This window comes from Rhodococcus sp. IEGM 1381, from assembly GCF_030056795.1.
GTDB lineage: Bacteria > Actinomycetota > Actinomycetes > Mycobacteriales > Mycobacteriaceae > Rhodococcoides.
In genome coordinates, this window is sequence record NZ_JASHKQ010000017.1 from 1 (window position 1) to 20,640 (window position 20,640).

At 63.7% G+C, this 20,640-nt stretch carries 21 protein-coding genes; 2 read left to right on the forward strand and 19 right to left on the reverse strand.

Features of this window, described 5'->3' with window-relative positions; translation table 11 throughout:
* Positions 1–394: 394 nt before the first annotated feature.
* Positions 395–1,078, reverse strand: a complete 684-nt coding sequence (locus tag QM797_RS22785; protein ID WP_283277937.1) for a pyridoxamine 5'-phosphate oxidase family protein — start codon at positions 1,076–1,078, stop codon at positions 395–397.
* 92 nt (positions 1,079–1,170) lie between these two features.
* Here QM797_RS22785 and pdxR point away from each other — a divergent pair, with 92 nt between their 5' ends.
* Positions 1,171–2,574 carry a MocR-like pyridoxine biosynthesis transcription factor PdxR gene (pdxR, locus tag QM797_RS22790; RefSeq protein ID WP_283277938.1) on the forward strand — a complete coding sequence of 468 codons (1,404 nt, stop codon included), beginning with the start codon at positions 1,171–1,173 and terminating at the stop codon, positions 2,572–2,574.
* Here pdxR and murA read toward each other — a convergent pair.
* Complete coding sequence (gene murA / locus QM797_RS22795; protein WP_269608516.1) at positions 2,567–3,820, reverse strand: UDP-N-acetylglucosamine 1-carboxyvinyltransferase; 1,254 nt, start codon at positions 3,818–3,820, stop codon at positions 2,567–2,569. The two genes, pdxR and murA, sit on opposite strands and share 8 nt — an antisense overlap.
* A 53-nt stretch (positions 3,821–3,873) precedes the next feature.
* Between murA and QM797_RS22800 the strand changes: the two genes are divergently transcribed.
* Entirely contained in the window at positions 3,874–4,476 is a 603-nt protein-coding gene (locus QM797_RS22800) for a cob(I)yrinic acid a,c-diamide adenosyltransferase (RefSeq protein ID WP_283277939.1), read from the forward strand.
* Here QM797_RS22800 and QM797_RS22805 read toward each other — a convergent pair whose 3' ends face one another.
* The 17 genes from QM797_RS22805 to rho form a co-directional block, all read right to left on the reverse strand.
* Positions 4,477–4,914 carry a DUF2550 domain-containing protein gene (locus QM797_RS22805; RefSeq protein WP_283277940.1) on the reverse strand — a complete coding sequence of 146 codons (438 nt, stop codon included), beginning with the start codon at positions 4,912–4,914 and terminating at the stop codon, positions 4,477–4,479.
* 29 nt (positions 4,915–4,943) lie between these two features.
* Positions 4,944–5,303 carry a F0F1 ATP synthase subunit epsilon gene (locus QM797_RS22810; protein ID WP_283278010.1) on the reverse strand — a complete coding sequence of 120 codons (360 nt, stop codon included), beginning with the start codon at positions 5,301–5,303 and terminating at the stop codon, positions 4,944–4,946.
* 30 nt (positions 5,304–5,333) lie between these two features.
* Entirely contained in the window at positions 5,334–6,782 is a 1,449-nt protein-coding gene (gene atpD / locus QM797_RS22815) for a F0F1 ATP synthase subunit beta (protein WP_027497899.1), read from the reverse strand.
* Positions 6,783–6,785: 3 nt separating this feature from the next.
* Positions 6,786–7,757, reverse strand: coding sequence for a F0F1 ATP synthase subunit gamma (locus tag QM797_RS22820; RefSeq protein ID WP_283277941.1), 972 nt, complete (start codon positions 7,755–7,757; stop codon positions 6,786–6,788).
* Between the two features lie 52 nt (positions 7,758–7,809).
* Positions 7,810–9,453 carry a F0F1 ATP synthase subunit alpha gene (gene atpA, locus QM797_RS22825; protein ID WP_032378884.1) on the reverse strand — a complete coding sequence of 548 codons (1,644 nt, stop codon included), beginning with the start codon at positions 9,451–9,453 and terminating at the stop codon, positions 7,810–7,812.
* An 88-nt stretch (positions 9,454–9,541) separates the two neighbouring features.
* Complete coding sequence (locus tag QM797_RS22830; protein ID WP_032378885.1) at positions 9,542–10,369, reverse strand: F0F1 ATP synthase subunit delta; 828 nt, start codon at positions 10,367–10,369, stop codon at positions 9,542–9,544.
* A gap of 8 nt (positions 10,370–10,377) precedes the next feature.
* Positions 10,378–10,944 (reverse strand): F0F1 ATP synthase subunit B, encoded by a 567-nt coding sequence (locus QM797_RS22835; RefSeq protein ID WP_283277942.1) that lies wholly within the window; start codon positions 10,942–10,944, stop codon positions 10,378–10,380.
* A 7-nt stretch (positions 10,945–10,951) separates the two neighbouring features.
* Positions 10,952–11,191 carry an ATP synthase F0 subunit C gene (locus QM797_RS22840; RefSeq protein WP_283277943.1) on the reverse strand — a complete coding sequence of 80 codons (240 nt, stop codon included), beginning with the start codon at positions 11,189–11,191 and terminating at the stop codon, positions 10,952–10,954.
* 78 nt (positions 11,192–11,269) lie between these two features.
* Positions 11,270–12,046, reverse strand: a complete 777-nt coding sequence (gene atpB / locus QM797_RS22845) for a F0F1 ATP synthase subunit A (protein WP_283278011.1) — start codon at positions 12,044–12,046, stop codon at positions 11,270–11,272.
* 390 nt (positions 12,047–12,436) lie between these two features.
* The gene (locus QM797_RS22850; RefSeq protein WP_283277944.1) at positions 12,437–12,889 is read right to left on the reverse strand and encodes a Cg1360 family ATP-synthase-associated protein; all 453 of its coding nucleotides are present in this window, start codon (positions 12,887–12,889) and stop codon (positions 12,437–12,439) included.
* A 44-nt stretch (positions 12,890–12,933) separates the two neighbouring features.
* A complete protein-coding gene (locus QM797_RS22855; RefSeq protein ID WP_283277945.1) occupies positions 12,934–14,145 on the reverse strand; it encodes a glycosyltransferase family 4 protein in 1,212 nt (403 codons plus the stop codon).
* A gap of 18 nt (positions 14,146–14,163) precedes the next feature.
* A complete protein-coding gene (locus tag QM797_RS22860) occupies positions 14,164–14,826 on the reverse strand; it encodes an L-threonylcarbamoyladenylate synthase (RefSeq protein ID WP_283277946.1) in 663 nt (220 codons plus the stop codon).
* Positions 14,827–14,881: 55 nt separating this feature from the next.
* Positions 14,882–15,766: a peptide chain release factor N(5)-glutamine methyltransferase gene (prmC, locus tag QM797_RS22865; RefSeq protein WP_283277947.1), complete on the reverse strand. Its 885-nt coding sequence runs from the start codon at positions 15,764–15,766 to the stop codon at positions 14,882–14,884.
* 34 nt (positions 15,767–15,800) lie between these two features.
* Positions 15,801–16,616, reverse strand: coding sequence for an SHOCT domain-containing protein (locus QM797_RS22870; protein WP_283277948.1), 816 nt, complete (start codon positions 16,614–16,616; stop codon positions 15,801–15,803).
* Positions 16,617–16,722: 106 nt separating this feature from the next.
* Positions 16,723–17,799: a peptide chain release factor 1 gene (gene prfA / locus QM797_RS22875; RefSeq protein ID WP_032378891.1), complete on the reverse strand. Its 1,077-nt coding sequence runs from the start codon at positions 17,797–17,799 to the stop codon at positions 16,723–16,725.
* Between the two features lie 97 nt (positions 17,800–17,896).
* On the reverse strand, positions 17,897–18,130 hold the full coding sequence (gene rpmE, locus QM797_RS22880) for a 50S ribosomal protein L31 (RefSeq protein ID WP_008715081.1): 234 nt from the start codon (positions 18,128–18,130) through the stop codon (positions 17,897–17,899).
* 199 nt (positions 18,131–18,329) lie between these two features.
* Positions 18,330–20,606, reverse strand: a complete 2,277-nt coding sequence (rho, locus tag QM797_RS22885) for a transcription termination factor Rho (RefSeq protein WP_502942383.1) — start codon at positions 20,604–20,606, stop codon at positions 18,330–18,332.
* Between the last annotated feature and the right edge of the window lie 34 nt (positions 20,607–20,640).

Genomic DNA, 20,640 nt, shown 5'->3' on the forward strand with positions numbered 1-20,640 from the left:
CGGCACTGACATTCATCGACACACTGTTGAGTTCTCAAAGAACACGCACACACTCAAGCTCCACGAACACACAGTCCGAAGGCCTCCAGGGCAACTGTTCCAGCTTATCCCAGCTTGGTCTCGGACACAAGGCCCGACTCTTGGGGGATACAACCTGCCGAGCCACACGTCCAACCTCGTATCCCTGTCCGTGAAGACCGGGTCGGTGTCCGTCGCTCTGACCCGACAAAAGTTACGCCACCAACCCCACACGCGCAAATCGGCAGGTGAATCGAGCTATTGCGGGCATCTGTGCAGGTCCGAGCGCATGCGCGTTCCCGTCTGCTCCGTTCGGCGGACATATCCTGTCGTGTGACGCCAGCCATATCTGCGGGAAGTTCTGGCGAAACGGGTTTCAGGAGCGAGACAACGCGACTACATGCTCCGGCTCTACAAGGTGCGGTTCCACGTCATCGGCACGTTCTGCACTCCCGACGCTTTCACCGACGGGCACAACACCCGCCCACACTCCCCCGGCGGCAATGTCGGAGTCGTCGTCGACCGGTCCGCCGGCACGTGCCTTCACCGATGCCTCGTACAGCGGAAGCGCCAGCACGCTGGTCGCTGCAAGTTCTTTCCTCGTATGCGCACGCAGGTGCGAGCTCCTACCCGGGACTACCTGATCGACTATTGCGTCCAAAGCGCGGATCCGCTCCTCCTCGTCCTCCACTCGACGCGGCCGCCCAACGACGACCGCACTTCGATAGTTCATCGAGTGGTGGAACGCGGATCGAGCCAGGACCAACCCGTCGACGACGGTGACCGTCACGCAGATGTCCTGCTCCGGAGCCTCGATCAGGCTCCGGGAGGCGACCGATCCGTGCAGATACAGGGTTCCGGCCCTGTCCGGGCCGTCCGGATCCACGCCGAACACGGTCGGAAGCACACGCGGCACGTTCTCCACTATTACGCCCAGATGGCAGAGGCGAGCCGAGCGGAGAACGTCCAGAAGTGCCGATCGCTCTGCTCGAGCGCGCTGCCGACCACGGATCACCGTTGTTCTGGGCGTCGGGGACAGGAAGGCTTCATGGGTCGTCATGAATACAGGATCCCGCCTGGTTGGCTCACTGTCATGATCCAATAGACAGTAACTTTGCTAGGCCACTTACCGCATTGGACAGTTGACGCACGATGACTTTGCCGCCCAATTCGCTGTCGATCACGGTCGATCGCGCCGACCGTCGTACGTTGCCCGTTCAGGTAGCCGACGGTATCCGCGCGGCCATCGATCGCGGCGTGCTTGCGCCGGGCGCCCGATTGCCCAATACCAGAGCGCTTTCCGCCGAAGTGGGCTTGGCTCGCGCGGTGGTGGAGAAGGCGTACGAGCAGCTCGTGGCCGAAGGATGGCTCGACGCGCGTCGCGGATCTGGCAACTACGTCCGAGATGTTCCGCATGCTGTCCGATCGCACCGCAGCCCGCGCCGAGCACAAGAACACCCACCCGTTGCTCAGCGCATTTCGCTCCGACCCGGAATACCGTGGACTCCCCCTCGCGCGTCCGAAGCGTGGAAGCGAGCCTGGCGAGATGTCGGCACATCGCCCCCGCCCGGCGACTACCCCGATCCGGCGGGCCTGCTCGACCTGAGAACACGCATCGCGGATCTGCTGGGCCGTGCACGCGGACTGCACACCACCGCGGATTCGATCGTCGTCACCACGGGAAGCATTCACGGTCTCGACTTGGTTCTGGGTGCGCTCTCGGCGAACGTTGGCGTCGAACATGTTCTCGCACTGGAGAATCCGGGATACCGATCTGCCGCCGCGCTCGCGACGCACCGCGGGTGGTCCGTTCACGATGTCCCCGTCGACCGTGAGGGCCTTGTGATCGAAGATCTCGAATCTGTACCTCCGAGGACCCCTGCCGTCTATGTCACCCCCTCACACCAATACCCCACCGGCGGGCTCATGCCCATCGGTCGCAGGCGTGCCCTGGCGGACTGGGCACGAAGTACCGGATCGGCCATCATCGAAGACGACTACGATTCCGAATTCCGTTACGGCATAGCACCTTTGCCCACAGTCACCGAGCTCGTTCCGGACCGCGCCGTCTACCTGGGAACCGTATCGAAGACGTTGGGGGCCGGCGTGCGACTCGGATGGATGGTGGCTCCCCCGTCGATGGTCGAGCGCATCACCGAGACGCGTCGCGCAATCGGTGACTACCCATCGGTTCCCATCCAGCACGCAATGAGCTCACTGCTACGCGACGGCGAATGGGATCGATCCGTACGCACCGCGCGTCGGATCTATCGGGCACGTGACCGCGTCGTTGCCGCCACGCTCTCTCGCTTCGGCGAGCTTCGGGGTGTCGGTGCCGGGCTGCATACAGTTCTCGTGCTCGACACCGAGGTGGCGCGCCACGTCGCGGCCGACTGTGCGGCGAACGGGGTCGACCTGCCCACCCTCGAGCACTCGACGCGGTCGCCGACCGCCGAGGGTGGGATCGTCGTCGGCTACGGCTCGGTGGCGGACGATCGATTCGATCGTGCCCTCCATGTGCTGGTCGACGCTCTCGAACGAAGGCTGGTCAGCTGACCCGCTCGATACTCCCTCCGAGAGCAGTCAGATTTTCCACGAATCGTGGATAGCCCCTGTCGATGTGGAACACGTCGTGCACCTCGGTCGTTCCGTCGGCGACCAGACCGGCGAGCACCAGCCCGGCCCCCGCCCGAATGTCGGACGACCACACCGGTGCACTGGAGAGCTGCGGCACACCGCGCACCACAGCATGGTGGCCATCGGTACGGGCGTCAGCGCCCAGTCGGATCATTTCCTCGACGAACCGGAAGCGCGCCTCGAATACGTTCTCGGTGATCATCGACGTCCCGTCGGCGACGGTTGCGAGGCCGATAGCCATCGGTTGTAGGTCAGTAGGAAACCCGGGATACGGCAACGTCGCAAAGTTCACCGCTCGTGGCCGTTCGTGCTGAACGACGCGGAAGCCGTCCGGCTCGCTGGTCACCTCGGCACCGGCAGACCGCAGCTTGTCCAGAACGAGCGACAAGTGCTTGGGGTTGACCCCCCGCACTCGGACATCCCCTCGAGTCATCGCAGCGGCAATCCCCCACGTGGCAGCCACGATCCGGTCGCCGATGACCCGATGAGTAGTCGGCTTCAGCGCGCTGACTCCGCGGATGGTGAGGGTCGACGTGCCAGCGCCCCGGACGTCGGCACCCATCTCGTTGAGCATGTTGCACACATCGACAATGTCCGGTTCTCGTGCCGCGTTGTCGATCACGGTCTCACCGGTGGCCAGCACGGCCGCCATCAAGATGTTCTCCGTCGCTCCCACGGACGGGAAAGCCAACCTGATATTCGCGCCGCGCAACTCATCGGCTTCGGCCACGACGCATCCGTGCTGAATTTCGCTGCGTGCTCCCAGCAACTGCAGACCGGACTGGTGCATGTCGAGGGGTCGTGAACCGATAGCGTCACCGCCCGGCAGGGCTACGACAGCCCTTTTGCATCGCGCCACCAGCGGGCCCAGAACGCAGACCGATGCGCGGAACTGACGAACTGCAGCAAAATCGGCGTGATATTTGGGCATGGCCGGGGTGGTGATGTGAACGACCGAACCCTCTAGGTCGACCTCACAGCCGAGCCCACGCAGCACTTCTGCCATCAACGGCACATCCAAGATGTCAGGGCAATTGGTGATCGTGCTGGTGCCTTCGGCAAGGAGCGCGGCAGCCATCAGTTTGAGGACGCTGTTCTTCGCGCCGCCGACCGCCACCTCACCGACGAGGCGGTTACCACCGTTGACCAAGAAACGTTCGCTCACTTCGACAGCGTAGCCAGCGGTACCGACCGACACCCGCGCGGTACCGTAGCCGCATGGCCGTTCACCTCACTCGTATCTACACCCGGACCGGCGACGACGGGACCACGGGATTGAGCGATTTCTCGAGGGTCTCCAAGAACGACGAACGCCTGATCGCGTACGCGGACTGCGACGAGACCAATGCGAGCCTCGGAGTAGTTCTGGCACTGGGCAACCCGTCCGAATCGGTACACACGGTCATACGCACCATCCAGAGCGACCTGTTCGACGCGGGGGCCGACCTCTCGACGCCGGTCGTAGAGAATCCGGAGTATCCGCCGCTACGCATCGACCAGAGCTACATCGACCGCCTCGAACGCTGGTGCGACGAATTCAACAACGATCTGCCTGCACTCACGTCGTTCATCCTGCCGGGCGGAACACCACTGGGTGCACTGCTGCACGTGTCGCGGACAGTAGCCCGGCGCGCTGAACGATCGGCCTGGGCTGCGGTTCACGCAAGCCCCGAGTCGACCAGTGCGCTCCCGGCAAAGTACCTCAATCGGCTCTCGGACCTGTTGTTCATTCTGAGTCGGTACGCCAATCCCGAGGGCGACGTTCAGTGGGTGCCGGGGTCGAGTCGGACATCCAACGAACCCGCTACCGACGAGAACTGATCACGCAGCCGGTCGACGGCGACGCGAGCGCCCCGATGGGCGAGATTCCACCCAAGACAGGAAAGCGGTCAACGCACTTCTGTCCAAGGCCATTTCGTAGTTCTTGCCGCTGTCCGACAGCCCCAGGACTGCGATGTCCGGAGTCATGATGTCGAACTCGGTGTCTCGCGGGGTCCGCCGGTCCCCCACGTGGATGTCCTGCCTGCCCAGGCGATAATCGGGGCCGGGTCGCAGACTGGAAAGCTTGAAGAACACGAGCGTGTTGTCGCCGTACCGAATGATGCCGTGACGCCACCCGGTGCCACCGTCGGACGGAAGCACCCGCATGATCGCCGCCGTACCTCCGCGGCGAAGAACCGTCAGACGGTACGCAAAAGCCGCGACGATCCCTGCGAGCAGCACTACCAGAATGATCAGAGCAATCAGTCCGGTGTGCATCGCAGGTCTCGTCGCGGCTTCTCGTGAACCTAGGACCGCTCGACAGCGCGGATACGTCCCTTGGCCACCGCAATGGCCTCGAGGTCGTCGCCGTTTTCTGCCACCACGGACCGTGCCGCTTCCACATCGATGTCGTCGGCGAAATCGGCCGACTCCGCCAGCACGGTCACCGTCTTGCCCGTCACCGACATAAATCCACCGTGCACGGCGGCGACGATCTTTTCGCCGTCCGTCGTCGTGATCGACACCGTGCCCGCCTCGACCAACTGGCCGAGGACAGGCTCGTGGCCGGCCATGATGCCGATCTCACCTTCGGTGGTCTGAGCACTAACGATGGTCGCGGTGCCGGACCAGAGTTTCTGCTCCACAGCGACCAGAGAGACCTCCATGCCGCTCTTCTCGGAAGAAGTCACGTCGGTCTACTTTCCGGCCATCTTCTTCGCGGCTGCCTCGACATCGTCGAGACCGCCACAGCTGTTGAAGGCCTGCTCGGGAAGGTGGTCGTACTCACCCTTGGTGACCTTGTCGAACGCCTCGATGGTGTCGGAGAGCGACACGACCGAACCGGCCTCGCCGGTGAACTTCTCGGCAACGATGAAGTTCTGGCCGAGGAACTTCTGGAGGCGGCGTGCGCGGCCGACCAGAACCTTGTCCTCTTCCTGAAGCTCGTCCATACCGAGGATGGCGATGATGTCCTGCAGTTCCTTGTACTTCTGCAGAATCCGCTTGACCTCGTTGGCGACGCGGAAGTGCTCCGCGCCGACGATGCCGGGCTCGAGGATGCGGGAGGTGGAGCTCAGCGGGTCCACAGCGGGGTAGATACCCATCTGCGAAATCGGACGCGAGAGCTCGGTCGTCGCATCGAGGTGCGCGAACGTCGTCGCCGGGGCCGGGTCGGTGTAGTCGTCGGCGGGAACGTAGATCGCCTGCAGCGAGGTGATCGAGCGGCCACGGGTCGAGGTGATGCGCTCCTGGAGCTCACCCATCTCGTCCGCCAGCGTGGGCTGGTAACCGACGGCCGACGGCATACGACCGAGAAGGGTCGACACCTCCGAACCTGCCTGTGTGAAGCGGAAGATGTTGTCGATGAAGAGCAACACGTCCTGGCCCTGCACATCGCGGAAGTACTCCGCCATGGTCAGTGCAGACAGAGCGACGCGCATACGCGTGCCCGGCGGCTCGTCCATCTGGCCGAAGACGAGGGCGGTGTCCTGGAGGACGCCCATCTCTTCCATCTCGAGGTGAAGGTCGGTGCCCTCACGAGTACGCTCGCCGACGCCTGCGAACACCGAGGTGCCCGAGAACTCACGTGCGATACGGGTGATCATTTCCTGGATCAGCACGGTCTTGCCGACACCGGCACCACCGAACAGTCCGATCTTGCCGCCCTTGACGTACGGGGTGAGAAGGTCGATGACCTTGATACCGGTCTCGAGGATCTCGGTCTTGCCCTCGAGCTGGTCGAAGGCTGGGGGCTTGCGGTGGATGCCCCACTGCTCACCGTCACGGCCGAGTCCGGGGGTATCCAAGCAGTCACCGAGAGCGTTGAATACGTGGCCCTTGACGACGTCGCCGACGGGAACCGAGATCGGCTTGCCCGAGTCGACGACAGCGGTGCCGCGGACGAGGCCGTCGGTCGGCTGCATCGAGATGGTGCGAACCAAGTTGTCGCCGAGGTGCTGTGCTACCTCGAGCGTCAGGGTCTTGGCCACGGTCGGCAGAGTGATCTCTGCGTTGAGGGCGTTGAACAGTGCGGGAATCGAGCCGCGCGGGAACTCGACGTCCACAACGGGGCCGATGACCCGAACGACACGGCCGGACTGAGTGTCCGCTCCGCTCGCGTTCTCTTGGGCTACTGCTGCGGTCATTGCTTAGTCACTTCCTGCGCTGTCGGCCAACGCGTTGGCGCCACCGACGATTTCGCTGATTTCCTGGGTGATCTGGGCCTGCCGAGCCTGGTTGGCCTGACGGCTCAGGGTCTCGACCAATTCGTTCGCATTGTCCGTCGCTGCCTTCATGGCGGTACGACGCGCCGCGGACTCCGACGCTGCTGCATCGAGCAACGACGCGTAGATCCTGGTGCTGATGTACTTGGGCAGCAGCGCCGAGAGCAGAGTGCCTGCCTCCGGCTCGAACTCGTACTGTGCCTGCACGTCTGCCGTCGGCGAGTCGGTCAATGCGTCCGCACCCATCTCGAATTCCTCGTCTGTGTACGAGATTTCGAGTGGTGCCATCCGGCGAACTTCGGGCTTCTGCGTGAGCATCGACACGAAGCGGGTGTAGACGATGTGCAACTCGTCCACGCCCTCGACGGTGCCTTCACCGTTGGGAGCGTCGACCTCGGTGCCCGAGCCCGCCATGAACAGCTCGACCAGATGCTTACTGGCCTTCGCTGCGTCGGCGTAGCCGGGTTCCTGGGAGAAGCCGGTCCAGGCCCCCTTCACGTCCCGCTCACGGAATGTGTAGTAGCCCAGGCCTTTTGCGCCGAGCACGTAGATGACCGGATCCTTGCCCTCGGAGCGGAGGAGCTGGAACAGCTCCTCCGATTCCTTGAGGACGTTGGAGTTGTAACCACCGCACATACCGCGGTCACTGGTCACGACCAGAACTGCGGCACGCTTGGGCTCGGTTCGCTCGTTGAGCAACGGGTGATCGAGCGAGCTCGATGCACTCGCCAATGCGGAGAGCACCTTGGTGATCTCTTCCGCGTACGGCTTCGATGCGGCAACGCGGGCCTGCGCCTTGGTGATTCGCGATGTTGCGATCAACTCTTGTGCTTTGGTGATCTTCTTCGTCGAGTTGACCGACTTGATGCGGGAGCGAAGCTCGAGAATGCTTGCCATCTAGCTGTTCACGCTCCCTTCTGTGCTCGTCTTGTCACCTGTCATCGCCGGCCTACTTGCTGACTGTCTTGCGAGTGACGTTGACCTGCTCCTGGCTGACCTCGTCGGCATTCAGAGTGTCTGCCTCGGCCTCGTTGACGACGCGATTGCCGTCAGAGTCGACGAAACCGGCCTTGAACTTCTCGGTCGCTTCGGTCAGTGCCTTCTGGTTGTCGTCGTCGAGAGCCTTGCCACCGGCAATGCTGTCGTAGACGCCGCTGGCGTTGCGGTGCAGATCTTCGAGCAGCTCGGTCTCGAAGCGGCGAACGTCGCCGACCGGGACGGAGTCGTACGTGCCCTGTCCGGCGAGCCAGATCGAGACGATCTGGTCCTCGACGGCAACCGGTGCGTACTGATCCTGCTTGAGCAGCTCCACCAGTCGAGCGCCGCGCTCGAGCTGCGCCTTGGAGGCCGCGTCGAGATCGGAGGCGAACGCGGAGAAGGCTTCGAGCTCACGGAACTGAGCGAGCTCGAGGCGAAGAGATCCGGAGACCTTCTTCATGCCCTTGGTCTGTGCAGCACCGCCGACTCGGGAAACCGAGATACCCACGTTGATAGCGGGACGAACACCCTTGTTGAACAGGTCCGACTCCAGGAAGACCTGGCCGTCGGTGATGGAGATGACGTTGGTCGGGATGTACGCCGAGACGTCGTTGGCCTTGGTCTCGATGATCGGCAGAGCCGTCAACGATCCACCACCGAGCTCATCGGACAGCTTCGCCGAACGCTCCAGCAGACGGGAGTGCAAGTAGAAGACGTCACCGGGGTATGCCTCACGGCCCGGCGGGCGACGCAGCAGCAGTGAGATGGCGCGGTATGCCTCGGCCTGCTTGGTCAGATCGTCGAACACGATGAGGACGTGCTTGCCCTGGTACATCCAGTGCTGGCCGATGGCCGAGCCGGTGTACGGAGCGAGCCACTTGAAGCCGGCCGAATCGGACGCGGGGGCCGCGACGATGGTCGTGTATTCGAGTGCGCCCTGCTCTTCGAGCGCAGCCTTGACGCCTGCGATCGTGGAGCCCTTCTGGCCGATGGCGACGTAGATGCAGCGAACCTGCTTCTTCTCGTCACCGCTCTCCCAGTTGGCCTTCTGGTTCAGGATCGCGTCGATGCAGACGGCGGTCTTGCCGGTCTTGCGGTCACCGATGATGAGCTGGCGCTGGCCACGGCCGATCGGAGTCATGGCGTCGATGGCCTTGATACCGGTCTGCAGCGGCTCCTCGACGGGCTGACGCTCGAGCACAGACGCAGCCTGCAGCTCGAGGGCGCGGGTCTCGGAGGACTCGATGTCGCCGAGGCCGTCGATGGGCTTGCCCAGGGGGTCCACGACGCGGCCGAGGTAGCCGTCGCCCACGGGGACCGACAGCACGTCTCCGGTGCGCTTGACTTCCTGGCCTTCTTCGATGTGCTCGTAGTCACCGAGGATGACGGCACCGATTTCGGTGGCATCCAGGTTCAGCGCGACACCGAGGACTCCGCCGGGGAATTCCAGGAGTTCGTTGGACATCGCCGACGGCAATCCGGACACGTGAGCGATTCCGTCGCTCGTGTCCGTAACCGTGCCGACCTCCTCGCGGGAAGACTCCGGTGAGTAGCTCGCGGTGAAGTTATCGATCGCGCTACGGATCTCGTCGGAGGAGATCGTCAGCTCCGCCATAGTGTTTCCTGCTCTTCCTTCGAATGATCGCGGTGTGAAATGTCTCGAAAGTCGAGACGCTTCTTCTCGTTACTGTGTCCGTGTCGGACTATTTGAGCGTCTTTCGCAATGCAGCGAGGCGGCCTGCCCCGCTACCGTCGATGACCTCGTCGCCGATACGAACGACAAGTCCGCTGAGCAGTTCGGTATCGACCTCTACGTGCACCGTGACCTGCTTGCCGTACGTGCGGGTCAAGGTTGCGGTCAGCTTCTCGAGCTGACTGTCGCTCAGTGGAGCTGCGCTGCGTACGTGTGCAACCGCGCGGTCACGCTGTTCGGCGGCCAGATCTGCCAGTCCGTTCAGAACATCCGCGGGGGCAGCCTTGCGGGGACGCGTCACAGCCTGAACTGCGAGCGCCTCGGTGACTGCCGTGACCTTGCCGTACAGCAGACGACCGAGCAGTTCGCGCTTGGCCTGCGACGGCTTCGAGCGATCCGACAGGGCCTGCTCGAGCTGAGGGTTGCCGGCCACGATGCGTCCCAGTCGGAACAACTCGTCCTCGACCGTGTCCAGCTGATCCTGATCGGCCGCAGCGCGGAGCAGAGCTTCGCGTCCCAACTCGACAAGAGAGTTCAGCAGGTCGCGGGCGTTGGACCAGCTTTCGCCGGCAGCGGCCTTGACGATCGTTGCCGTTGCACTCGACACCTGGCCGGAGAAGACCTCTCCGGCCAGATCGCTTCGCCGAACGCCCTCGACCGACGAGTCGGCAAGAGCGGTACGCAACGTGCGCTGCGCGTCGAGAGTCTCGACGACGGCGAACAACTCGGCACCGGTCTGAGCAGCGACAGCTGTTGCCTCGCCATCCGACGCGGACCCCAGAGCTTCGTGGGCAACCGACCGCGTACGGGCGAGTGACTCACGAGAAGTTGCGTACATGGTTCGACTCACTTTCCGGATGCGGAGTCCGCGGTGACGGAATCCAGCTCGTTGAGGAAGCGATCGATCGAACTGGAACGCTTCGCGTCGTCGGACAGCTGCTCTCCGATGACCTTCTCCGCCAGTTCGACGGCCGTGCGCCCGAGATCTCCACGAAGTTCGGTGACGATCTGCTGACGCTGAGCAACGAGCTGACTGTGGCCTGCGGCCACGATCCGATCGCTCTCCTCCTGCGCCTTTTCCTTCATCTCGGCGAGAATCGCCTGTCCCTGGGTACGCGCTTCCTCGCGGATCTGCGCAGCCTCGGAACGAGCGTCGGCGAGCTGAGCGTGGTACTGCTCGAGAGCAGCCTTCGCCTCGGCCTGCGCCTGCTCGGCCTTCTTGATGCCGCCTTCGATGAGCTCGGAACGCTCGGCGAGAACCGTCTGGAAACGCGGTACGACGTACTTCCAGAACAGGAAGCCGATGATCACGACACAGACGATCGACCAAACGATGTCGTATGTTGCGGGCAGCATCGGGTTGGGAAGTTCTTCCCCTTCCCCAGCTGCGAGCAACGTTATCGCGTTTGTCATCGCGCTCTCAGAGAATGAAGCCGGCGACGAAGCCGATCAGGGCGAGGGACTCGGTGAATGCAATGCCGAGGAACATGGTCGTACGGAGCTGACCGGCCAGCTCGGGCTGGCGAGCGGTGGCTTCCATGTTCTTGGCGACGACGAGGCCGAGGCCGATGCCACCACCGATCGCTGCGAGGCCGTAGCCGATGGCTCCGTAACCCTTTGCGGTGATTTCCTGCGCCTGGGCCAGAAGTTCAAGGCTCATTCGGTTTTCCGTTCCCTTTCTTCGGTCCACATCCGGGTGTCGGAGGTGGCGGTGTAGCTAGTTCGGTCTGTTGGTCGGTCAGTGCGAGTCGGCGTGCAGCGACAGATCGATGTAGATCGCCGTCAGCAGCGCGAAGATGTATGCCTGCAGGAAGATCACCAGCATCTCGAACAGCGTGAACAAGAAGCCCATGACCAGGGAAGGTGCAGCGAAGATCTTCAGGCCCGCGGAGGCCTCGAAGAGAAAGAACTGCGTGGCGCTGAAGAACAGCACGAGCATGATGTGGCCGGCGATCATATTGGCCAGCAGTCGCACCGTCAGCGTGAACGGGCGGAGTACGAAGTTCGAGATGAACTCGAGCGGAATGAGCAACACGTGCATGGCCGGCGGGATGCCGGGGATGACGATCGTGCCCTTGACGAACTTGCCCACGCCGAATTTTTTCACGCCGGCATAGATGAACGCGACGTACGCGACCGCGGCCAACACGATGGGCATACCCACTCGAGCATTCGAGGAGATGTTCAGAAACGGGATGACCGCACTGAGATTGAGCGCAACGACAGTGAAAAAGACCGTCATGATGACGGGCAGGAAGCGACGTCCCTGTTCCTTGCCGAGCACGTCCTCCGCGACGTGGATCCGAACGAAGTCGAGAGCGATCTCGGCGACGTTCTGAATTCCGCGAGGCACGATCTTGGGGCTGCGCAGCGCGATCAGCATGAACACGATCAGCAGCGCCGACATCAGGATGCGGATGAGCATCAGTCGGTCGAGCTCGAACGGGGTTCCCTCGAACAGCACCGCGGGAGGAAAGAAATCGGATAGTGACGGCGGATGGAACTCCGCAGCCAGGTTGGTGACGCTCAGCGGTCTCTCCCGTGTTCGGGCCGCAGCCGGGTGACGACTGCGGTTCGATCGGACAATGACGATCTATCAAGTCGACGAAAATCGGCTCGCAATCGTCAGAGGCTGAGGCCCGGTCTTCATCGGCCAAGCGTCTGTCGGGTGTCGGCGACTCACGTCGACTCGGCAACTCTCAGGGCGGAACCTTACGTTGCCGAAGTCGGTGACTCCGGGCCTACTGTAAGGAAGCTCACGCTGACTGCTACCTGCGGGGGTCCAGTCCGGGGAAAAAGTCTCTTTTGTCCCGGTCTTGCCCACCGCTTGATACAAACTTTATCAACAGAACTACGACGTTGTGTAGGCGGGCCTCAGCTTAACCGATTACGACGCCGTGTCGTACTACCGGTCGTCGGGGTGGTCGGCAGATGGAGCACTGTCGACGTAGGCGACTTTTGTCTTGACGACCCCGAAGACCTCGGCCCCGAGCACAACCACCAGCGCCCCCAGGATCGTCAGCCCCAACGAATAGCGGTTGTAGAACTCGGCGTCCTTGAGCGCAACCAGCACGATCAGCGCGATCACCATCTTGATCAGCCAGCCACCGAGCAACAGGGCTCCGACGGCCGAGGCCGGAAAACGGGTGGTGAGGGAAACCGAGAGCGCCGTCGTGATGACGAAACCCCCGCCGATGGCCACACCGATCAGTGATCCCCACAGGCCGGGCGTACCGGCCGCAGCCACGGAGATCCCGACGCTCACCACCGTCAGCACCACCAGGCCGATCAGTCCGTATCGGACAGCGGCGCGAAGCGGCGCGAATTGGTCGGGCAAGGACTGCGGAGTGAAGGTCACAGTTGTCGAGAGTAACCGGGGCACCGCCCGAACAGCCGATGGGATCAGCCGCCTCGGCGAGCGCTTCGACGTTCCGGCCTACGCGATCGATCCACCCGCAAGGTAGGCACAGCGGTGACCACCAGCGCGAATACGAGACCGGCAGCGACCAGAAGCACGACGATGCGCCTATCGAGCAGGGATGATCCGACCGCCCCGAAGGCGAGCACACCGACCCACAGGTAGATCACCAGCACCACCCGTCGATGCGAATGACCGATTTGCAGGAGTCGATGATGCAAATGCATCTTGTCCGGACTGAAAGGGCTTCGTCCGGCCCGCGTGCGACGAATGACGGCCAGCAGCAGATCGAGTATCGGGATGAGCATCACGGCACCGACCAGCAGAAGTGGCGACAACAGGCCGAGCAGATCGCGAGGGCCGTATGCCGTCAACGGGATCCGACCCGAGGCACTCGTCGAGATCGTGGCCAGCGTCAGCCCGATGAGCATGGAGCCCGAATCACCCATGAAGATGCGCGCGGGTTGGAAGTTGTGCGGCAGAAACCCCAGACATGCACCGGCCAGCGCTGCCGCGATCAGCGCCGGCGGGTAGACGCCCACATCGCCGCCCTGCTCCTGCAACAGCCCCACCGAAAAGATGCAGATCGCCACCGAGGAGATGAGACCGAGACCGGCCGCCAACCCGTCGAGACCGTCGACGAAATTCATGGCGTTGACGATCACGACGGTGATCAGAACCGTCACGAGTCCGGCTTGCAGTTGATCGAGAACCAAGGTGCTGCCCGGCTGACCGGGCTCACCTCCCCAGGGCTGATACAGCACGACCCAACTGACACCCATGATCACCAGCACGCCTGCTGCCGTCACCTGCCCGACGAACTTGGTCAGGGCGTCCAGGCCCCAGCGGTCGTCGATGACACCGACCAGCACGATCACGAAGCCGGCAACCAGCGCAGCCGGAATGTCGCGGTTGTAGGCCACGTCGAATCCCCGGGCCAGGGCAGGCAGCTGCGACGCGAACAGCAGGGCGGCGAGCATGCCCACATATATGCCCACTCCCCCGAGCCTCGGGGTCGCTTGCACGTGGACGTCACGATCGCGGGGAATGGCAACAGCACCGAACTTGATCGCCGCCACTCGGACTCCACCGGTGGCGAAGAACGTGACGACGGCGGCAGTGAGAAAGACCAGCAGTAGCTCCCGAATGGGAACGCCTGCCCCCAGATTCGACTGAGCCAGCAACTCGACGTTCATGCAGCACGGACGGGCATGTCAGGACGCTCCCGGGACCAGGCTTTCGGCGGTGACACCGAGAACCTCGGCAATCTTTTCGGTGGGAATGGCACCGACCCGCAGAATTCGCGCGCGGTCGCTCGTCAGATCCACGATGGTCGACGCCACCGCATGATCTGCCGGTCCCCCGTCGAGATAGACCGCCGCCGACCCACCCAGCTGCTCCCGAGCCTCTGTCACGGTGGTGGCAGGCGCGCTTCCCGAGATGTTGGCGCTGGACACCGCGAGCGGGCCGACCTCACGCAGCAATTCGAGCGCGACCGGATGCAGCGGCATACGCAACATGACTGTGCCCTGGGCATCACCCAGATCCCACGCCAGCGACGGCGCCTGCTGGACGACGATGCTCAACGCGCCGGGCCAGAACGCGCGAATCAGATCTCGGGTGCGCGGCCGGACACTCTGGACCAAGCCGTCGATGGTGTTCCACGAGCCGACGAGCACAGGCACGGGCATATCGCGTCCCCTACCCTTGGCGCGCAGCAAGTCTGTGACTGCGCTGCCGTCGAAGGCATCGGCGGCGATCCCGTACAGGGTGTCGGTGGGCATCACCACGAGTCGGCCGGACTTGAGGGCACCGCGGGCCGCGGTCAATCCCGCAGCGCGCGCATCGGCTTCACTGCAGTCGTAAACGGTACTCACGGTGCCCATCCTTCCACTTGCGGTAACGAAGTGATGTCAGGTGCCGCTCCCGCCGTCAGGCCGAGGCAGGGTGCGCCCGGGTGGCGACGACGAACCTGGGTCTGCCTGCCAGGTCCGGATGCGCGATGACCTCGCCGAACACCCGTCTCCGGGACAGCAGAGCCGCCACCCCGTCGCCGTTGGAGTCGTCGTGCTCGATCGCGACGCCGCCGCCGACCCGAAGCCAGCGGGCGATGTTGCCGACCATCGGCTCGATGACCGACAGCCCGTCAGCACCCCCGAACAGAGCCATGTGCGGATCGTGATCGATCACTTCGGGATCGAGTTGTGCCCCTTCCGGGACGTAGGGCGGATTCGCGACGATCATGTCGACTGCGCCGTCCAATTCGATCAACACATCGCGTGCCGTGACGTCGCCGTGGTGCAGGGTGATCGGGGTATCGCCCTCACCGCTGCGCAGATCGGCATTACGCCTGGCCCACGCCAAGGCCGACGGATCCAGCTCGACGGCATGCACGACAGCGTCCGGCCGGGTGTTGGCGATCGCCAGAGCCAGCGCACCCGAACCGGTGCAGAGGTCGAGAATCACGGGCGGATGGCGGTCCACGTTTTCGAGGAACGCGAGAGCCCAGGCCAACAGCAGCTCGGTTTCCGGACGCGGCACGAAGACGCCCGGGCCCACTTCCACGTCGATGTTGCCCAGCGAGGTCTTACCCGTGATGTATTGCAGCGGAATACGTTTCGCGCGCTGTTCGATGGTCCGGAAGTACGCCTCGACGAGCTCGGGTTCGACGAGGGGAACAAGACCGAGACGGCCACGTTCCACACCGACGAGATGCGCGGCAAGAAGTTCTGCATCGACACGTGGACTCGGCACACCGGCCGCCTCGAGCATCGATGTTGCTTCGAGGATGGCTAGGCGTAGCGGCTTGCGGCTCACCGGTTCAGACTGCCACGACGCCCCGACAACTCACTCACACGCGCCCCAGCAACTCCGACTTCTTGGAGAAGAACTCGTCGTCGGTGAGGAATCCCTTCGCGTGCAATCCGGCAAGGGCCTCGATCGCAGCGGTGATGTCGAAGATGTCGACGCCGACCTGGTTCCCCCCGGCCCCGGACTGGTTCGAGGCCTGTGGAGCCGACGACTGCTGTGACGAGGACTGTTGCGGGTAGGCCTGCGGTGCGGACTGGTTCTGCGAGTTCGTTCCGCTCGATTGCTGGTCCACACGAGGCAGACTCCCTGCACTGAACGTGCCGTACTGGCTGGTGAACTCCAGCGATCCCGGTCCACCACCCTGCTGTTGCTGCACTCCCCCGATAGAGTGGTCGAGCGTGTCGTACACGGCCAGTTCGCCGCCCACGAGCACTGCGAGGCGTCGAGACCCCGGGAACACCGCGTACTGCGAACCGTTCTGGCCGCCGCTCGAACTCGGCGAACCCAGATCCGAGGGCCACCACGAACCGGACCCGAACGAGTTACCACCGAAAGAACCACCCGCGGCCTCCCGCGGTGGATACACCTGATGCTGCGACAGCACCGCAGACAGATCACGGCACAGGCCGTCGACCCGGCTCTTGAGTCCGTGATCGAACATGTTGCCCACCATGGTCATTCCGCCGCGCATCCACTGTCCGCTGCCACCGAGCTCAGGAATGTTGAACTGTGCCATGGTGCCGCGGCCGTTGTTGACGGCGTCGAGCATGGTGCGGACCGCGTCGGTCGAGATGCCGTAGCGAGACGACAGCTCGGTGACGGCGTTCTCGCCTGCGGGTGTCAAGGCCTGGTTCATTCTGCTGTGCCTCTCGGGGCGCTCGTACGTGGTCGAACCTGGAAACAAGGGTATCGCACCGAGCAGTGGACCGGCCGATCGAAATCTGAAAAGCTTTGCGCCCCAACTATTCTGCTTGCATACGAGCGTCGCGGTCCGCCTTGGCGAGCGCGTCGAGCAACGCATCCATTTCGCCGTCGAGCAGGGCGTCGAGGTTGTGCGCCTTGAAGCCGATGCGGTGATCGGTGATGCGGTTCTCGGGGTAGTTGTAGGTTCTGATCCGCTCCGAGCGGTCGACGGTACGCACCTGGCTGGCTCGTCCGGCCGAGGCCTCTTCGTTGGCTGCTTCCTCTGCGGCCGCCTGGAGGCGAGCTGCGAGAACCTGCATCGCGCGTGCCTTGTTCTGCAGCTGCGAACGCTCGTTCTGGCAGGTCACCACGATGCCCGTGGGAAGGTGCGTGAGCCGAACCGCGGAGTCGGTGGTGTTCACACCCTGGCCGCCCTTGCCGGACGAACGGTAGACGTCGATACGCAGATCGGTTTCGTCGATCTGGACTTCTTCGACCTCGTCGGGTTCGGGATACACCAGAATCCCGGCCGCGGAAGTATGCACGCGTCCTTGAGATTCGGTGACCGGCACTCGCTGCACTCGGTGCACGCCACCCTCGAACTTCAGGCGCGCCCACACGCCGTCGAGCGGGTCCTTGGTCTTGATCGACAGGGTCGCGTCCTTGTACCCACCCAGGTCGGATACGTTCGCGTCGAGCACCTCCACCCGCCAGCCACGGCGTTCTGCGTAGCGCACGTACATCCGCGCGAGATCGGCGGCGAAGAGCGCCGATTCCTCGCCGCCCTCACCTGACTTGACCTCCATCACGATGTCGTCGCCGTCGTGCGGGTCGCGTGGTGCCAGCAGGTCGGTGAGGGTCTGCTCGAGGTGCAGCACGGTCGCCTCGAGTTCGGGGATCTCGGCGGCGAACGACGAATCGTCGGCGGCGAGCTCACGTGCGGCTTCGAGGTCGTCCTGAGCGGCGGTCAACTTGGTGTGCGCAGACATGATCGGTGCCAGTTCGGCAAACCTCTTGCCTGCTCTGCGTGCCGCGGACGGGTCGTTGTGCAGCGCTGGGTCCGCAAGTTGCTGCTCGAGCCCGGAGTGTTCGGCAAGGATGTCGTCGATGGCCGAAGGCTTCACTGTTCTCGCCATGGGGATGACTCACTCTCGAACGCGGGTGCAACTGGGCGTGGACACAAAAAAGCCGACGCCCGTCCTGTGAATCACAGGACGGGCGTCGGCGGAACAGCTAGCTGTCTGCGTCGGCCTTCTTGCCGGCGCGCTTGCCGTAGCGAGCCTCGAAGCGTGCGACGCGGCCGCCGGTGTCGAGAATCTTCTGCTTGCCGGTGTAGAAGGGGTGGCACTGCGAGCAGACCTCGACGCTGATTCGCTCTTTGTCGGTGGTGCTTCGGGTCTCGAAAGTATTTCCGCAACCACAGACGACTGTCGTCAGCGTGTAGTCGGGGTGAATTCCTGCCTTCATGGTGTCCTTACCGTTCTTTGTAATGGTCGCCGGGTCGCCTTCGCCGATCGAAGACGTGAACCGGAACCGGACTCGGCCGTTGATTATGCCAGAGCGTGCATCCGCCCTGCTAATCGTCGGTACTTCTGTGCCGACAGATGCGTACAACGCACGCACCTGCCGACTTGTTCCCCGGGGTGTCGATCCGAGAAACGACCGGTCAGTCGTTGTTGCCGCCGGGCGCTGTCTTCGAGACCTCCATCAGGAACTCGAGGTTGTTCTTGCTCTTCTTCAGGCGGTCGACCAGCAGGTCGATGGCCTGGTGGGAGTCGAGTCCGGACAACACGCGGCGCAGCTTGTGTACCACTGCCGCCTCGTCGGGAGCCAGGAGCAGTTCGTCATGGCGGGTGCTGGACGGGTTGATGTCGACCGCCGGGAACACGCGCCGCTCCGCGATCTTGCGATCGAGTTTGAGCTCGGCGTTACCGGTGCCCTTGAACTCCTCGAAGATCACGGTGTCACCGGTGGATCCGGTCTCGACCATGGCCGTGGCGATGATCGTCAGCGATCCACCGTGCTCGATGTTTCGAGCCGCACCGAGGAACCGCTTCGGCGGATACAACGCGGTCGAGTCGACACCACCGGACAGGATTCGTCCCGAAGCCGGCGAGCTGTTGTTGTACGCACGTCCCAGACGGGTGATCGAGTCGAGCAGAACCACCACGTCCTGTCCGGCTTCGACCAGGCGCTTGGCCCGCTCGATCGCCAACTCGGCAACTGCCGTGTGATCACCCGGCGGCCGGTCGAACGTCGACGCGATGACCTCGCCCTTGACGCTGCGCTGCATGTCCGTCACTTCTTCGGGCCGCTCGTCGACGAGGATGACCATCAGGTAGCACTCGGGATTGTTGATGGCGATCGCGTTGGCAATAGCCTGCAGAACGCTGGTCTTACCTGCCTTCGGCGGGCTCACGATCAGCGCACGCTGGCCTTTACCGATAGGCATCACCAAGTCGATGATGCGCGTGGTGAGGATGTTCTGCTGGGTCTCGAGACGCAGACGCTGGTTGGGGTACAGCGGGGTGAGTTTGCCGAATTCCGGACGCTTGCGGGCTGCCTCGACCTCTCCCCCGTTGACAGTGTCCAATCGCACGAGCGGGTTGAACTTCTGCCGCTGGGTCGACTGCTCACCTTCGCGTGCCACTCGAACTGCGCCGGTGACAGCATCGCCGCGACGAAGACCGTTCTTACGAACGAGGTTCATCGATACGTAGACGTCGTTCGGTCCGGCCAGGTAGCCCGAGGTACGGACGAACGCGTAGTTGTCGAGAACGTCCAAGATGCCGGCTACCGGCTGGAGTACGTCGTCCTCACGGATCTCGGTGTCGCGCTCGCGTCCACCGCCGCCGACGCCGTCGTTGCCCTCGCCACGATCGCGTCCCCGACGTCGCTCACGGAATCGACGACCCCGACGACCCCGGCCTTCGCCCTCGTCGTCCTGATTGTTGTCGCGGTTGTCGCGAGGACCGTTGTTTCGCTCCTCGTTGCGACCGTCGTTGCGGTTGTCGTTGCGACCATCGCCCTGATTGCGGTTGCGGCCGTTGCGATCGGACTGATTACGACCACCGTTGTCACGGTTGGAATTGTCCCGATCACCCTGGTTGCGGTTGCCGTTTTCCCGGTTGCCGTTGTCCCGGTTGCCGTTCTCGCGGGTAGCGGTGTCTCGGTCGCCCTGATTACGGCTCCCGTTGTCACGAGCCGCGTTGTCTCGGTTGCTGTCGGCGTCACGCTGTTCACGGTCGGATCCGTCCTGACGGTTCCGCTCGCCGCGACTGCGTCGCGGCCGCTCGGGGGCGGCGTTGTCGCCCTCGTCCTGCTTTTCGCTCGACGCGGTGTCCGCAGGGGAAGCGGTTGCAGCGGTCTCGGTTCCAGCCGAGTTGTCGCCGTCGTCGAGCGGAAGCTGATCGGGCGCACCGGCTCGGCGACCTGCTGCTCGGCGGCCACGTGCGCGACGACCGGTTTCGGGAGCCGAGTCTGCCGCATCGACCGACTGCGTCGCCGAGGCGTCGGCAGTTGGCACCTCGGGTGCCGGTGCTACCTCTGCTGCAGGTCGATCTTCGACGGCCGGTGTCGACGCAGCGGCGCGGCGCGTCTTGGGAGCGTCGGACTTGGGTGCGTCGGACTTGGCCGACTTCGCAGACGCAGCACCGGATTGGCGCTCGGAAATGGCTGCGATCAAGTCGCCCTTGCGCATGCCGGAGATGCTCTTGATGCCGAGTTCGCCAGCGAGGCTGCGTAGCTCGGTCAGAACCATTCCGGACAGGCCGCCGCGTCGGCGTGACGTTTCGGGCGCAGAGATAAGTTCCGTATCGGTCACGGAGGTCCTTTCCTTCCCTCGCTCGCTCGATGCGCAGCCGAGGGTTCGTTCCGCAGTTCGACGTTCTGCCGAACTCGGATATTGCCGTTCATGTTCGACGCACTCCGTCGACGACACCATCGATCCGAAACCGCAGAGAACCACGGGGAAGATC